The organism is Bacillus sp. N3378-2at, assembly GCF_033412715.1.
In the GTDB taxonomy this organism is placed as follows: domain Bacteria; phylum Bacillota; class Bacilli; order Bacillales; family Bacillaceae; genus Bacillus; species Bacillus subtilis.
The window spans coordinates 3,309,525-3,325,301 of sequence record NZ_CP117986.1 but is presented as its reverse complement, the minus strand read 5'-3'; the positions used below and the strand labels follow the sequence as shown (position 1 = coordinate 3,325,301).

10 protein-coding genes are annotated in these 15,777 nt (G+C 39.7%); 5 read left to right on the top strand and 5 right to left on the bottom strand.

Annotated features, from left to right (window positions below):
- Positions 1-152: 152 nt before the first annotated feature.
- From PUN35_RS17800 to tagD, 3 genes are all read right to left on the bottom strand, one after another.
- Positions 153-2,729, bottom strand: coding sequence for a glycosyltransferase (locus PUN35_RS17800; protein ID WP_014481088.1), 2,577 nt, complete (start codon positions 2,727-2,729; stop codon positions 153-155).
- A 311-nt stretch (positions 2,730-3,040) separates the two neighbouring features.
- Entirely contained in the window at positions 3,041-5,176 is a 2,136-nt protein-coding gene (locus PUN35_RS17795) for a CDP-glycerol glycerophosphotransferase family protein (protein WP_014481089.1), read from the bottom strand.
- Positions 5,177-5,319: 143 nt separating this feature from the next.
- A complete protein-coding gene (gene tagD, locus PUN35_RS17790) occupies positions 5,320-5,709 on the bottom strand; it encodes a glycerol-3-phosphate cytidylyltransferase (RefSeq protein WP_033881770.1) in 390 nt (129 codons plus the stop codon).
- 365 nt (positions 5,710-6,074) lie between these two features.
- On the opposite strand from tagD, the gene PUN35_RS17785 reads away from it, so the two are divergent.
- Both PUN35_RS17785 and PUN35_RS17780 read left to right on the top strand, forming a co-directional pair.
- On the top strand, positions 6,075-6,854 hold the full coding sequence (locus PUN35_RS17785; RefSeq protein WP_033881775.1) for a WecB/TagA/CpsF family glycosyltransferase: 780 nt from the start codon (positions 6,075-6,077) through the stop codon (positions 6,852-6,854).
- A gap of 19 nt (positions 6,855-6,873) precedes the next feature.
- Positions 6,874-8,037, top strand: coding sequence for a CDP-glycerol glycerophosphotransferase family protein (locus PUN35_RS17780; RefSeq protein ID WP_014481092.1), 1,164 nt, complete (start codon positions 6,874-6,876; stop codon positions 8,035-8,037).
- Positions 8,038-8,065: 28 nt separating this feature from the next.
- Here the strand turns inward: PUN35_RS17780 and lytD are convergent, their stop codons facing one another.
- Positions 8,066-10,708 carry a beta-N-acetylglucosaminidase LytD gene (lytD, locus tag PUN35_RS17775; protein WP_014481093.1) on the bottom strand — a complete coding sequence of 881 codons (2,643 nt, stop codon included), beginning with the start codon at positions 10,706-10,708 and terminating at the stop codon, positions 8,066-8,068.
- Positions 10,709-10,837: 129 nt separating this feature from the next.
- Entirely contained in the window at positions 10,838-11,788 is a 951-nt protein-coding gene (gene manA / locus PUN35_RS17770) for a mannose-6-phosphate isomerase, class I (RefSeq protein WP_014481094.1), read from the bottom strand.
- A 269-nt stretch (positions 11,789-12,057) separates the two neighbouring features.
- On the opposite strand from manA, the gene PUN35_RS17765 reads away from it, so the two are divergent.
- From PUN35_RS17765 to PUN35_RS17755, 3 genes are read left to right on the top strand one after another with little or no spacing between them, the layout of a single operon-like run.
- Complete coding sequence (locus PUN35_RS17765) at positions 12,058-13,509, top strand: spore germination protein GerBA (protein ID WP_014481095.1); 1,452 nt, start codon at positions 12,058-12,060, stop codon at positions 13,507-13,509.
- A gap of 5 nt (positions 13,510-13,514) precedes the next feature.
- The gene (locus tag PUN35_RS17760; RefSeq protein WP_014481096.1) at positions 13,515-14,621 is read left to right on the top strand and encodes a spore germination protein GerBB; all 1,107 of its coding nucleotides are present in this window, start codon (positions 13,515-13,517) and stop codon (positions 14,619-14,621) included.
- Positions 14,618-15,742: a spore germination protein GerBC gene (locus PUN35_RS17755; protein WP_014481097.1), complete on the top strand. Its 1,125-nt coding sequence runs from the start codon at positions 14,618-14,620 to the stop codon at positions 15,740-15,742. Before PUN35_RS17760 ends, PUN35_RS17755 begins: the two co-directional genes overlap by 4 nt.
- Positions 15,743-15,777: the final 35 nt, after the last annotated feature.

The window sequence follows — 15,777 nt, the reverse complement described above, 5'->3', positions numbered from 1 at the left end:
CGCTGTTCTTTAATTTATTACTTTCCATAATTTAATTTAACATGAAGTCATAAATAAACGACCTTAACTCGAAATAGAAAAAAGAGTTAAGGCCGTAATAAGAAAAGCTTTAACTGGACTGGCTTAAAGTCCAAAAATTAAACAAGCATTACTTAAACTTCTTCGGAACAAACTTCCCTATAAAACATTTTCATTGCTTGATGATTGTAATTTTCGTAGTCAAATCTCTTGAATCTTTTATTATAATTTAAATCCTTATTTAATGCCCTACCCCTGTCTTCCGAGTTATCTAACACGAATTTTTCCATTTCAGAAAAAAGTCCATCTACATCATTCGGAGCAAGCGTACCATACCCATCTTCTAAAATGCTTCTAGACCCTGCAATGTCAGTAGCAATTATTGGTTTATTTAGTACAAGCGTTTCTAACAACACCATTGGCTGGCCTTCATGATTAGAAGATAAAACGAAACAATCAGCTTTATTAATCAAGAAAAATGGATTTTTCATTTGTCCAGTGAATATAACACTTTCTTCTAGTCCCAATGTTTCAACCAAATCATTTAAAGTTCCCTTTAAGATACCGTCACCAATAATATAAAGCTTCATTTTTAAATTTTGATATTTGTTAATCAGTTGAGAGAATGCTCTAATTAATTTTTCTTGATCTTTTTCTGGTGATAACCTTCCCATGTTTACAAAGTTGATTTCGTTATGTTTAGGCAGTCTAATGCCTTTAATACTAAATGCTCCTGGCTTTTCTTCCTTTTGAATAATATAGTCTTGTCCCTCATAGCTCTCAATTAAAAAACCATGATTTTCCACAGAATCTTTAATTTTGTCTACATTTAATGAGTTATGAACATAAACCATCTTATTTGTATCAACATGCTGTGCTAAATTTTCAGCGTTTAGATCCCTAGTATGTTTTGCAACAGACACGATTTTATTAAAGCATTTATATAGAGAAAAGACTATGCCTAATTTACGTTTATGCTTATACTTACCATTTATGATTTTATTGGTCTCAGCAAGCATATCATTATGTTGATATATGCTTTTTTGGGGAAATTCTCCCAAAGACATGACCATCGTCCAGAAAGGTACGTATCCACTAAAATCGACTGCTATATCAATTCTCGCGTTTCCCAACATACGATTTATTTCTCTTTTAAAAATCTCTTCAGGCTTCCTTTTCGCTAATTCCTCGGTGTAACCCCTTTTATTCATCAATCCATGTAGATACCAGTCTTTTATGGTTAAGTTCATGCTTCCTACTCGATAGACCCGCTTTGCTTTTTCATTTATCCTGCTTATATTATAAGAAGATTCTTTATCGTAGTTTCCTTTATCAATCACAATAACATTATACTTTTCGTAATCGATATTGTTTAATAAATTTATAGCTGAAGATGTAATACCATTATTCAAGAAACCGCCACAATAAATCAAAATGTTTTTTTTGTGAGGTTCTTTAACATCAAAGACACAGTCAGACTGTTCCTGTTTGCCTTTAAATATAATATCAACTATTTTTTGAGTAGAATCTCCAACTCTTTTGATATAGACCTCATTCATTTCTTGATATACAGACTGATATCGGTCTTGTACAGACTCAATTTCTTTGATACATTTTGCAAGCTCATCTGTTGTTTTACATATTGGACCCGCTAGTGTGTTAACATCCAAGTACATGCCTCTTTTTTTCAGATACTGCTCTTTATCATACATAAAATACAGAATTGGTTTGTTGGTTGCCATATAATCAAAGAAAATACTTGAATAATCCGTTATCAGGATATCTACAAGCGATAGTAACTCATTTGTATCTATACAATCCGGAATACACTTATTCATTAATTGTTCATCGTGTTTAATGTATTTAAATAAAAGAGTATGGACCTTTAATATAAGCTGATAATCATCCGGAATCTTTTCATTCAATGCCGAAATATGATTAAATAGCTCTTCATTAATGTTGGAGACACTTCCTACTTCTCCTCTCCATGTAGGTGCATACAGAATAATTTTTTTATGAGGATCAAGTTCTATAATGTTTTCTAACGTTTTTCTAAGTTCTTCTTTATCTGTATTAAAGGTTAAATCCATCCTTGGATAACCCTCTTCGATGATTTCCCCATTGTAAAGGCCTTCCAAATCATGAGAATCAATTAATTTCTCTGAAGTGAATTTATTTGGAGATAAGATATAGTCACTATGCAAAAAGTTTCTTTGGATATTTTTATGCTGACCAATAGGCCCCTCCATATCTTTTCCAAGAGTTTTAAGAGGAGTTCCATGCCAAGTATTAATATAAATTTGTTCATCCTTCTTTTGAAAGTAGGTAGGAAAAGTAACATTATTAATTAAATATTTTGCCTTTGTCAAATATTTAATATATTCCTCACTATGAACTTTAACAAATCTTACATTTTTCAAGCCTTTATACTTATTGGCATAAGGATTGTCCTGATCATTTAACGCCCATACGTGTGTAAAATTTTTGTATTCTTCATTGTTAACTAGATGCTTAAATATTGCATATGGATTGTCATTCATCGCTTTTCCATGATAAGATTCATAGAAAATAATATGAGGATCGATTTTATTTTTCTTGAAATTTCTCGTGTATTCAACAGTGCGTTTAAAATTTTTGTTGTTAGTGTATGTTTTAAATGGTTCTAATAAAAACTTCGCTCTTCTTTTTACTATTTTTAATTTCTTATTCATTCCAATCTCCTCTATTTTCCTACTTATTTTAAAGGTAAATTTATTAGTTCATTATTCATATACAAGAAAAAAAACTCTTCAGTTACTTCTATGTTTTGGTTGATTAAACTTAAACTTAATCACCTAAAGAATAAGGAGTAAGTATCTTACTATTTGCTCTCTAGTTCTATACATGAGAACCATAATAGCATAAGTTTCTCTAAAAGTTAAGAACACATTTAGCCAATAGGATCATTGCAATACACTAACCAATTTTAAGAAAGCCATTGCAATAATACAATGGCTTTGAAATAGTCATTAATGGAGATTTTTTACTCAAAAATTCTATTCACTACTTTTTCCGAAGAGTTACCTGTCTCCAGGTAACAAAACCTTTCATAAAAAGGTTCAAAAATGTCTGGCAGGCGATAGTCAGATGTCTCTGTTTCCTTGATTTTCTCAATTACTCCCTCAGTCGTTTTGACTAACGGACCTGGTGCTTCTCGTTCAAAGTCAAAATAAAAGCCGCGCAGCTTGTCACGATAGGTTTCAATGTCTGGAACGAAGAAAATCATTGGACGTTTCAAATTTGCGAAATCAAAGAATACTGAAGAGTAATCTGTAATTAACAAATCAGATACCATATAAAGTTCGCGAATATCTTCATATGCTGAGAAATCATATGCGAATCCTTTGTAGGGTGAAAGGTCAAAGTTTTCCGCGACTAAATAGTGCATTCTTAAAATGATGACGTAATTATCGCCGATCTCCTCTCGCAGCTTTTCCATATTCAAATCAAGGTCAAATTTGTATTTTCCTTTTTTATAGAACTGATCGTCCCGCCATGTCGGTGCATATAAAATGACCTTTTTATCTTCGGGGATATTCATTTTTTTCTTTATGGCCTTCATCGTTTCCGGGCGGTTGTCTGTATACAGAAAATCATTCCTCGGGTATCCGGACTCAATCATTGTTTTGTTAAATTGAAAAGCGCGGGCAAAAATCTCGGTTGAATACCGATTCGGGGATATTAAATAGTCCCACTTAGATGCTTCTTTAGTGAAATTTTGCTTGTACTTCTCAGTGTTGGTGCCCGGCATGTGCACTTCTTCCATATCGACGGCAAGCCTTTTCAGCGGAGTCCCGTGCCACGTCTGCACATATGTCGTGTGCTTTGGTTTGGGTATCCATAAAGGGAGCCGGCTGTTTACAACCCAAAATTCCGCCCTTGCCATGGCGAACAGCCACTTCAGCGTGAATCGGTTAATATAAGGGACATTTTTTTCTTCGAAAATTTCTGTATAACTCGGATTTACACTCCATATTAAGTTGTATTCCGGGTGATGTTCCTTCATATATTCATAAATTGCTCTTGGATTGCAGCTGTACTGCTTACCGGCAAAGCTTTCAAAAATGACGGTTTTCTTTTTAACAGGCAGTTTGCCGGCCAGTTCAAAAGTAAAATAGTATGCCCTCTTCACCATGCCCGAAATCTTTTTCTTTACTTTATTCTTGCCTTTACGGATGACTGACATCAGCCTTTTACCTTTTCCTTTGGCAAAATAAACCGCACGGGTTCTGATCGTGTAATCATTCATTCTTAGACACATGCTCCGTTTTCGCTTCTGCGGATAAATGTGAAAACGAGCCGGTCCTTTTTTTGTGTCAACAATTGAAAAACTGTCTATATCATCAATCAGCCTGAATGTCCTGCTTTTTATAATGATTTCCTCCCCTGTTGCAGCATCTTCACCTACGTATTCTATATAAAACTGAAAGAAAGCAGGCATCCTGTTTTCTTCATATAGCTTTTTCAGATCAATTTCCACCTCAAACCCTACGGTATGATCTGAAGAATCAGCTGATAGATCGCCGCGCTGAACGTCTTTTAAAGGGAAATCAAAAAACCTCTCCTTATCGTTTTGGCTAATTTCCTTTAAAACCAGCTTTCTGCTTTTTACTAATGAACGTTCTTCAGCATCTAGCAGAAAAGTATAGCCTCCGATCATTAATTTTCCGTCGGAGCATAACTTCATGCTGTCCGGTTCAGCCACTGCTTTACTTCGTAAAACATCAAGAGCGAAGTGGCCTTTTAGGGTCTTATACGGTAAATAAATGAACTGATTGGCTTGATCCTTATGCCAAGACAGCTCAATCGGTTTTGATGCTGTGTAAATCCTCTTTTTACATTGATATTTTTTATTATTTTTATATAGTACATAAAAATCAATGACCGCTTCGTCTATCATCAGGTTAGATAGGTCATCTAAAGATACTTTCGCTGCTTTTAACTGCTTTGAATCGCTTATTTTGTTACATGGTACACGCATGTCTTTTTTCGTATTGCGGTTAACTGCCAAAACATCGACATGATCAAGAGAGACAGAACTTTCGAACACAAAATAGAGGCCAGTATCATTAATTTTTATTTCCAGCAGCTGAAATTTTATCGGAATTGCACTATCCATAAAGTCTGTCTACTCCTCTTTTTTTTAATCAAAAACAAAGCTGTCCATACTTATTATATTAAAATGACTCGTATACGAAACAAAAAGCACTTCTTATCTTTTTTAAGAAGTACTTTTTGAATTTTTATTATGCTGAGCCGACATTAAAGGTTCGCGATTTCCTCTTTGATCTTTGTCGTGGAAATTCCTTCGGTTCTCGGGAGGTAAACAACCTTGCAGTAGTCCTTTAGGAAGTCGAATTTCCCTTCCCAGTCATCCCCCATGACAAATACATCGATATCATGATTGATCACATCTTGTACCTTTTGATCCCAGTTTTTTTCCGGGATGACTTCGTCTACGTAGCGGATCGTTTCAAGAATCAGCTTGCGGTGCTCATAGCTGTGATATGCTTTTTTCTGCTTTTGAAGATTGAATTCGTCAGTCGAAATCGCTACAACTAAATAGTCCCCCAATTGTTTTGCCCGTTCCAATAACTTGATATGTCCCCAATGTAATAAATCAAACGTTCCGTATGTGATGACTTTCTTCATTGTCATGCGCTCTCCTTTCTAATCTCAAGGCGAAAAGCTATATTAATATATCAAAAACACTCGATAAGTTACATTTATTTCACAGGTCTTTACTGATCATTCATTATAGCACATCGCCTATCAAACGTTAAGTATTGTTTAGTGTAAATGAAATTCCAAATTTTATCTAAAAAAATTTGAACCTTTTCTGAATAAGACGTAAAAAATCTAAAACTAATGTAAAGATATTGTTAAACTTTTATGAATGATCTATGCTAAAATATACGTTAGACTTCCTGAATTTATGGGCTGGTCTCTTAATCTTCGACTTTCATACATTCGTATATACTTACACTTCTTAAACCGGAAGGAGGAAAAAAACTATGCTGCAAACGGAAACGGTTCATCATCTTGCATATGTTAACGGGGATTTGCCCGGATTTTTGAGTCATCTTGAAGAATCCTTTATCGACCGCAATGAGGGGGCATTTATCGCAACGGTAAACCCTGAGATCGGGTATGCGGCTGCAAAAGACAAGGGTTATTTTAAAACAGTTTCATCTGCTGACTTTATCCTGCCTGACGGAATCGGCATCGTCCTGACGTCAAGGCTGATCAACAGCAGATTAAAATCGAGGATCGCGGGGTACGATGTATTTATCAACCTTCTCGGCCTGGCTGACCGCAAAAAGAAAAGGGTATTTTTATACGGGGCCAAACAAGAGATTATTCAAGCTGTTGCAGATCGGCTTTCAACCGAATATCCCGGAATTGAGCTAGCCGGATACTCGCACGGCTATGTCAAAGACAAAGACGAAGTTGCGAAGCAAATCGCGGCTGCCAAGCCTGACATGGTTTTTGTGGCTCTCGGATATCCTCATCAGGAGAAGTTTATTTATGAACATAAGCATCTATTTCCTCAGGCGATTGCGATCGGCATCGGCGGGAGCTTCGACGTTTTCAGCGGAAAAGTGAAAAGAGCGCCGAAAATATTCATTAAGCTTAATCTTGAATGGATGTACCGCCTGCTAACCAATCCGACAAGGTGGAAGCGGATGCTGAACATCCCGAAATATGTCTTTTCCGTTCTGAAAGAGGAAAGAGTTCAAAAACAGCGGCACTACTATCCGGAGCAGATCAAAGAACAATCTAAAATCGATGTGTAGAAAAGAGTTTGAGTAACGAATGAATATACGTTCTTTATTGGTTATGATTTACTCGGCCGGTCTCGCTTTGACCGGTTTTATTTTCAGAAGGGTAAAAGCTCGCGATAGAGCTGTATTGCTTGCTTCCTTTCCGGATAATGCGCGCGAGCTGCTTGATGAGTATGTCAGCAGCAACTGGCCGTTTGAAATGGAAGTCCTTTTAACAAGGCACGCCGTTTCCCTTGCAGATGAATATCCTTCTGTTCGATCGCAAATAATCAACGAGAAAAATCCGATTCATCTCATTAAAGCCGTATACCTGATGTTTAGGTGTAAATTTGTGTTAACGGATAATTATTTTCTGCTGACAAGTGTTTTGAATAAACGTCCTCAGACGACATGCATTCAAATTTGGCATGCGTCCGGCGCTTTGAAGAAGTTTGGACTCGAGGATATCGGAAACCGCTATCGATCCACCGGGGATATCAAACGGTTTAAAAAGGTGTATCGTTCGTTTGATCATATCGTTGTCGGCTCTGAAAAAATGGTGGACATTTTCAAGCGGTCATTCGGAGTGAAAGATGACCGTTTTTTGCGGACGGGTGTTCCGTTAACTGATGAATACTTTCATGTCAAAAGAAAAACAGCTGACCGTCCGAACCAAAAGCTTATTCTGTATGCGCCGACATACAGGGACTATTGTTTGACGTCCATTCGTCTCCCTTTCTCTAAGGAGCAGCTCTCCAGAGAACTGAAGGGAGAATTTTTGCTACTGGTCAAACTACATCCAGCCGTGCGGAAACAGATTACTTTTGAAGAACACGAAGGGTTGATCAAAGACGTATCAGACGTTCCGTTAAAGAATTTGCTGATGGAAAGTGACATCCTGATTTCCGACTACTCGTCAGTCGCCTTTGAGTACGCTTTGTTAAATAAACCGATTTTGTTTTTCACGTATGATATGGCAGAGTATAATGAAAAACGCGGACTGATCGATGATTTTGAAGCAGTCATCCCCGGCAGAGCCTGCATGGACACCGAAATGCTGTTGAAAGAAATCAAAGAAATGTCCGATACAAAGGAAAACTTCAAGAGGTTTGCGAAAGAGTGGCATCAATATTCAACAGGTGATGCCAGCATGCGCCTGTTGAACTTTATGAGCGAGCATATGACAGAAAATGAAAAAAGACCGGCCGGTTCCTAATGGAACATGGCCGGTCTTTTTATGATGATTATCGATATTCCGGAACATCAAAGTAAAGTGTATAGCCGTCCAGCAATGAATACAGGCTGTACATGCGGTTTACTTGTTTGTACGCCCAGCCGATGTCTGTTGCGTATTGATGTGTCGCTGTAGCTGACCATCTCATTTTGTACAGTGTGTCCTGATTGTAAGCTGTGTTGTGGATATACGATGAGCCTATGAATTTAGCTCCGCCGATAATGGCCGCTTCTGGTGTGAACCAGCCCTGCTCGTACGCATATTTGGCTCCGTAGTAATTCGGATTGCTGTCGTATGCTCCAATTCCATACATGTTGTATACTTTTTTTCCGTTATAGGTTAATCCATTGGCTAAGGCGGATGTCCCGTTTCCTGTTTCCAGAAGAGCGTGTGAGATTAAATACAGTTCGTTGATGCTATATTGATTGGCGGCATCGATAAATGCCTTTGCTCTCCCTGTCAGGATGCCTTTACCCGCAAGCACTTTCTGATTGACCTCAGTAACGCTGAGGCCCGCTGTCTGTGACAGCTTGAGAAATTGGAAGTAGTATTTGCTGTCTCTGGTAAAGTTATTTGGATCCACGTATTGAACTACTTCATCACTGCTTGCGTTTCGCCAGCCCAAATTGATCTTAGCCCAGCCGTTTATCTGTCCGATGATTTTCACTTTATCGCCTTTTTTAAATTGGCCGATCACGTTTGTCGGGCTGACTTCCGGCGTTGACCGGATATTTAGTACGTCAGCCGTAACGGTTGATGTTGCTGTATTAATGTACGTGAGCGATACGTAAGCCGCTCCGTCTGTTTGCGGACTTACTGTCATTTGTTTTTGGACCATATCACGAAGCGAGAGATTGTAATTTGTTTTCATGATTTGCGGACCGTTTTTGATCTTCACGATAGATGATGTCCATCCGTATAATTGTTTTAGCTTCGTTGATGCCGCAGCAGCTGTATCATTGCCTGTGAACTGCTCATTTACGCTGATTTTATAAAGCGTATTGCTTTTCGTTGTATAGCTAGGGGTTACACTTTTCGATTTAAGATAGGTTAACCCATTATTCAATGCTGTTTTGCTGCTGAGCTGTGTTGTCACGATTTTGTATTGTGTATATGCTGTCTGGCCTGTTTTTGATGTTGTGACTGCGATATGATTTTGTTTGAAAAATGTTAAAACGCGGTCAATCTCTTCTTGGCTGATGATAGCTTCAGTTGTGATTTGATAGCTGCTCGCAGCTGTCTGACCGGTTTTCTGGCTTGCTGCTGATATATGATTCGATTTGAAAAACGTGAGTGCCTGATTGACTTTCGTTTGGTCAAACAGAGATTCGGTTGTGATTTTAAACGTGTCAGCTATTTGTTTTTTGACGGATTTCGCAGAAGCACTCAGCTGATTTTTCTTTAATATGTTCAAACCCTTTGTGACTTTTGCTTGATCTGATGTTTCTTCTGAGATGAGCTGATATTGATTTTCTGCTGTTGATCCAGCTGCTGTTTTTGTGGCTTTTACTTTTTTCTGAGCAAAGAAGGCTGCTGCTTTGTTTGCTTGCTGCTCGCCTAACATCTTGGCTGTCGTGATTTGGTAAGCCGCAGACGTTGTTGTTTTTTTGACGCTGGATGACGTATAATGCCATTTTTTCTTTTTAAAGAAAGTATCTACTTTTTGGAGCTGCTGTTTTGTTATCCCCTTCATATTCACGGTATATGATGTGCTTTTTCCAACCTGTTGATAACTGCCGGATACACCGGTGTTTTTCTTGATCTGGCTGATGGCGTCCTTTACTGTATTCAGGCCTTTGAAATAAGCTGATTGGACATTGTATGACTCAACGGTTGTTTTTTGATTGATGGACTTGTAGCTGCCTGTGATGCCAGTGCTCTGTTTCAGCTGCTGCAATAGAGTCTTGGCATTCGCTTCACCTGAAATGGCAGCAGTTGTGAACGTATAATAGGCTTGTCCTTTCACTGTTTCCTTTAATGATGCCTTCAGCCCCGATTCCTTTTGGAAGGCTTTTTTGATCTGCGCTGCTCTGCTGTCTCCCACGATTGTGCCAGAACGAATGGTTGTGACAGACACCGTGTGTGTGATGGGCTGATACGAGCTTTTAATCCCCGTTTGCTTGGCCAGGTTCTGGATAAGCGCCTTGACTTTTGTCTCATCAGCAATGTCTGATGTCATGACGTTCATATAGGGCTGAGCTGCTCCGTAAGCTTTTACAGCGCCAGCCACTCCCGTCTCCTGTTTCAGCTTTGCTAGGACAGTGTTGGCCTGTTTTTCTCCGGAGATGGCACCTGACGAGATGGTGACATATGGCTGTTTGCTTCCAACAGGACTTGACGTTCCTGTAATCGATGTCTGTTTGGCGAGTCCGCTCAGTATTGCTTTCGCTTCTGATTCGCTATGAATGCCTGAGGCGGAAATTTGGTAGGTCGTTGTTGTGCCTGAAGCCTGATAGGATGCATCCCAGCCAGTATCTTTTTCCAGTTTGGCGACAGCTTGTGAGGCTTGGCTTTCTGTACTGAACGTATTCGACGGCTCTACTTGATATAGTGAGTAGTCGGTATACGCGGCTGCCTGGGCAGAACCAGATATGGCAAAAAAGGCAAGGGACGCGGCGGATAGAAGCATAGGTGCGATTAGTCTCTTTTTCATTCCTTCTCCTCTTTCTTATTCTATGAGTATATAAAACTAGTTTATTTATCGGCACGCGCATGCTTCATTTATAGGTGAATCACTTCCATTTTCTAATAAAAAAAACTTAACCTCGAAGTGAGATTAAGTTTAAATATGAGACACGATAAGGGTACAAGTTCCTTTTATCGTAAAATCGGGCATTTGAGCCGGCATAATAAAGTGATCGCCTTTTTTGAGCGGACATGTTTCTCTCTCATACATCAGCAAACCGCTTCCTTCTATCACGCTGCAAATCAGAAAGGATTCATCCTGAGCCATTTCAGCTTCGCCATTGATGTCCCATTTATACACCGAAAAATATTCCCCTTGGACAAACGTTTTAATGGTTATTCCTTTTCTTGATTCGGTCGATTCATCAATATACCCGTCCACATGGGGAACCGTGGCGGCATTGACCGCTTTGGCAAAATGAAGCTCTCTTGGCTTCCCGTTGTCATCAACCCGGTCATAATCGTACACCCGGTATGTGGCATCTGAATTTTGCTGAGTCTCTAAAACAAGGGCCCCCTTGCACAATGCATGCAGCGTTCCGCTCGGCACATAATAGAAATCACCCGGTTTAATTTTGATTCTTCGCAGCAGGCCCTCCCAGTCACCGCTGTTGATCATTGTGACAAGTTCGGTTTTTGAGCGGGCCGTATGCCCGTAAATGATTTCTGCGTTTTCCTTACAGTCGATAATGTACCAGCATTCCGTCTTGCCGAGTTCTCCCTCTTCGTTTTCTCCGGCATAGTAATCATCAGGGTGAACTTTAATTGACGTACCTTCCTTCACATCCAGCAGCTTTTTCAGAAGCGGGAACCGATCCCCCTCTACACCGCCGAATACTTCACGGTGCTCTTCCCAAAGCTCGATCAATGTCTTTCCTTTATACGGGCCATTTGCAACAGTGCTCGGTCCTTTTGGATGAGCGGAAATGGCCCAGCATTCCCCCGTTGATTCTGAAGGAATACTGTATCCAAATCTATCTCGTAAAGCGGTTCCGCCCCAGATTTTTTCTTTAAACACAGGCGTTAGAAAAATCGGTGATTGCGTCATGATCCGTACCCCTCCCCTGTAAATAACTGATCATCATTTTCCCGGTGCGCCCCTCTTACAAACGCCCGGTATAAGCTGTCTTTTTTCCGATGACAACATATGTACAAAGCATCATCTTTTCACTACCCCTTCAAAGAAAACGCTTCCTATCTATTATATCACGTCGAAAAGAAGCTTTGTTTCAGCCTTTTCCTCGATAAGAATAATTCTCCTTTTTTGATACAAATTAATAAAAACCGTCAATATGTTTTATAAAGGGGAGAGAAACTATGCAAATCGACTCTGATCTCCAACGCAATATAGAGACATTGAAAAAAAAGTTGGGACAAAACGACGATATCATGTTTTATACGTTTTCATTTGGAGGCAGCAGACAGAAAGCGTGCCTACTGTATATTGACGGTTTGACAGAAAATAAACTTCTGGCGCAATACGTCATTTCTCCATTACAAAAAGAAGCGTTAGACAAAAAAGAGGGCTTGATTGAAGATTTATCCGCTTTCTTTTTCGGCTATCATCACAATGTAATCTCTACTATAAAGGAAATACAGCAGCTTATTTTTTCCGGACATGCCATCTTGCTGGCCGATGGATACAGCGGAGGGCTGGCTTTTGATACGAAAACATTCATGACGCGCGCCTTTGAAGAACCTTCCTCTGAAATCGTAGAACGCGGTCCGAAGATTGGCTTTATTGAAAATCTCCGGACAAACACGGCGCTTTTACGAGAGCGGACGAGTGACCCTAATCTCATCATAAAAGAAATGACGATAGGCAAAAGGACAAAAAAAAAGATAGCTGTCGCATATATTCAGGATATTGCCCCTGATTATGTCGTAAAAGAAGTGTTTAAACGCCTAAAATCCATCATAACAGATGATTTGCCGGAATCAGGCACACTTGAGCAGCTCATTGAAGATGAACCTTTTTCGATCTTTCCGACGATCTTAAGTACAGAGCGTCCAGATCGTGTAGAAAGCTCATTGTTGGAAGGCCGGGTTTCCATTTTGGTGGATGGCACGCCGTTTGCACTCGTTGTCCCCGCAACGCTTGATGAATTTATTCATTCACCGGATGATTACAGCCAGCGCTGGATTACAATGTCACTTATTCGTTTGCTTCGTTATTCCAGCATCCTGATTACCATTTATTTGCCGGGCTTATATATTTCTCTCGTTTCCTTCCATACGGGGCTTTTGCCGACGAGAATGGCTATTTCAATTGCAGGCAGCAGGCTGAATGTGCCCTTTCCGCCTTTTGTTGAAGCCTTTATTATGATATTTACGATAGAACTGATCCGGGAAGCCGGTTTACGGCTGCCAAAGCCGATCGGACAGACGATTGGGCTTATTGGAGGCGTTGTCATCGGACAGGCAGCTGTGCAGGCGCAAATTGTCAGCGCACTGATGGTCATTGTCGTTTCCGTTACGGCATTGGCGTCCTTTACCGTTCCTTCATACGCCTTTAACTTTCCGCTGCGGATTATTCGTATCGCAGCAATGATAAGTGCAGCTGTATTGGGCATGTATGGCGTCATCATGGTCTTTCTGTTAGTAATTGGCCATTTAATGCGTTTGAAAAGCTTTGGCCAGGATTACATTATTCCGATAATGGCACAGCCCGGACAAGATTTGAAAGACACGATTATTCGCGTTCCCACCCTATTTTTAAAAAGAAGACCTACCCGCAAAGGCACAAAAGATAAAATCAGACAAAGGTGATGGCTATGAGGCAATCAGAGGACAAGCTTACATTTATGCAGACGCTTATTATGGTAAGCAGTACAATGATCGGTGCTGGCGTCTTAACCCTTTCCCGCTCAGCCGCTGAAACCGACAGTCCGATTGGATGGATCATGATCCTGCTGCAGGGCGTTATTTTTATTATTTTTTCTCTGCTTTTTTTGCCTTTTCTTCAACGAAACAGCGGGAAAACGATTTTTGAGCTCAACAGCATTGCAGCGGGAAAAGTGGTTGGTTTCTTTTTGAATGTATTTATTTCCCTGTATTTTATCGGTATCGTATGTTTTCAGACACGGATTTTAGGCGAGGTTGTCGGATTCTTTCTTTTAAAAAACACACCGATGGCGGTTGTTGTGATCATTTTTCTGGCAGTTGCCATTTATCATGTGGCTGGGGGCGTATACCCCATTGCAAAGGTATATGCATATATCTTCCCTATTACAATTATTATTTTTCTCATGCTTTTGATGTTTAGCTTTCGTTTGTTTCAGTTAGATTTTATACGGCCCGTTTTTGAAGGCGGCTTTCAAAGTTTTTTTTCTTTATTTCCTAAAACCCTTTTATATTTTTCTGGATTTGAAATTATTTTTTATCTCGTTCCCTTTATGAAAGATCCAAAGCAGGTAAAAAAAGCTGTCGCCTTTGGTATTGTAACCTCAACTGTTTTCTACAGCATTACTTTGTTTATTGTCATTGGCTGTATGAGTGTGGCTGAGGCAAAAACAGTGACGTGGCCGACGATTTCACTCATTCATGCATTAGAAATCCCGGGCATTTTTATTGAACGGTTTGACCTGTTTTTACAGTTAACTTGGACAGCACAGCAATTTGCATGTATGCTCGGCTCCTTTAAAGGGGCGCATATCGGATTAACAGATATCTTCCACCTGAAAAATAAAAACAATCCTTGGCTGCTTACTGCATTGCTGGCTGTTACATTTTTTCTATCAATGTTTCCTGAAGATCTTAATGCCGTGTTTTATTACGGTACACTTCTCGGATATATATTTCTAGGCATCATTGTAATACCATTTTTCATCTGGTTTTTAAGCTGGATACAGAAAAAACTGGGGAGGGGGCAGCTGCAATGAAGACAATGCTGAAACTTTTTGTAATGGTTCTGATGCTGCAGATGCTCTGCGGATGCTGGGATGTAAAAAATATTGAAAAATTGTCTTTCGCGAGAGGACTTGCGCTCGATGAAACGGATGACCACCAGTATAAATTAACATACCAAAACCTTCTTCCCCAAAGTGAAGACAGCCAAGCATCCGGAAAACCCGAATTTGTTAATGTGACATCCCATGGGAAAACCATTCTAGAAGCAGTCAGTGATGTATCCATCAAGGACCCTCCTATTTATAGCGATCATTTAAAAGTCATTCTTCTTGGAGAAAAGCTAATGAGGAATCAAAACATAGATCAGGTCTTCAATCATTTTATCCGGGATGATGAGCTGCGGCGCAGCAGCTATTTGATGGCAGCAAGAGGGAAAGCCGGAGATATTTTCACAAAAGGAAGTCCGAAGCAGCAGCTGCCGATGCCTTCCGAAAAGCTAATTGATCTGACCAATAACAGCGGGTATAACGGGAAGATTATGATGCCGCTTCGTATCGGCAGAGCTTCTATCTATTGCCAAAATGGCTACAGTTTTCTTATTCAAGCCGTGAAAAACCAAAAGGGAAAAGCCAAGTATGACGGAGCAGGCATTATCAAAAGGGGCAGCAATAAACTCGTTGGGTTTCTTTCAGCTGATGAAACCCAGACACTGACATGGGTCATGGGGACAATCCAAGGCGGTGTCATGCCAACGACAGATAAAGGTCATCCGATTACGTTTGAAATCAAAAAATCGAAAACGAAAATTAAGCCCGTCATTGACAACGGAAAGCCTGTCTTTCAGATTTCTGTTAAAACGAAGGGCATCCTGACAGAAGACCAAAACCCGAATGAAAACTCCTTTAGCAAAAGATATTTGCACAGGCTGGAGAACATTTTTGAGAAAAAGCTTGAACGAGACGTAAAGCAGGTGATGGATAAACTGCAGCACGAGTATAAAACCGATCCGGTCTTTTTATCAGACCACATAAGGATTCAACACCCTGACTATTGGAATAAAGTAAAAGGGCATTGGGATGAAATATTTTCTGAGGCTGATTTTAAGTACGATATTTCTTTTAAAATCATTAACTTTGGCACGGTGGGAAAGTAAGCAATCAAAAGGGTGCGCATGATCGCGCACCCTTT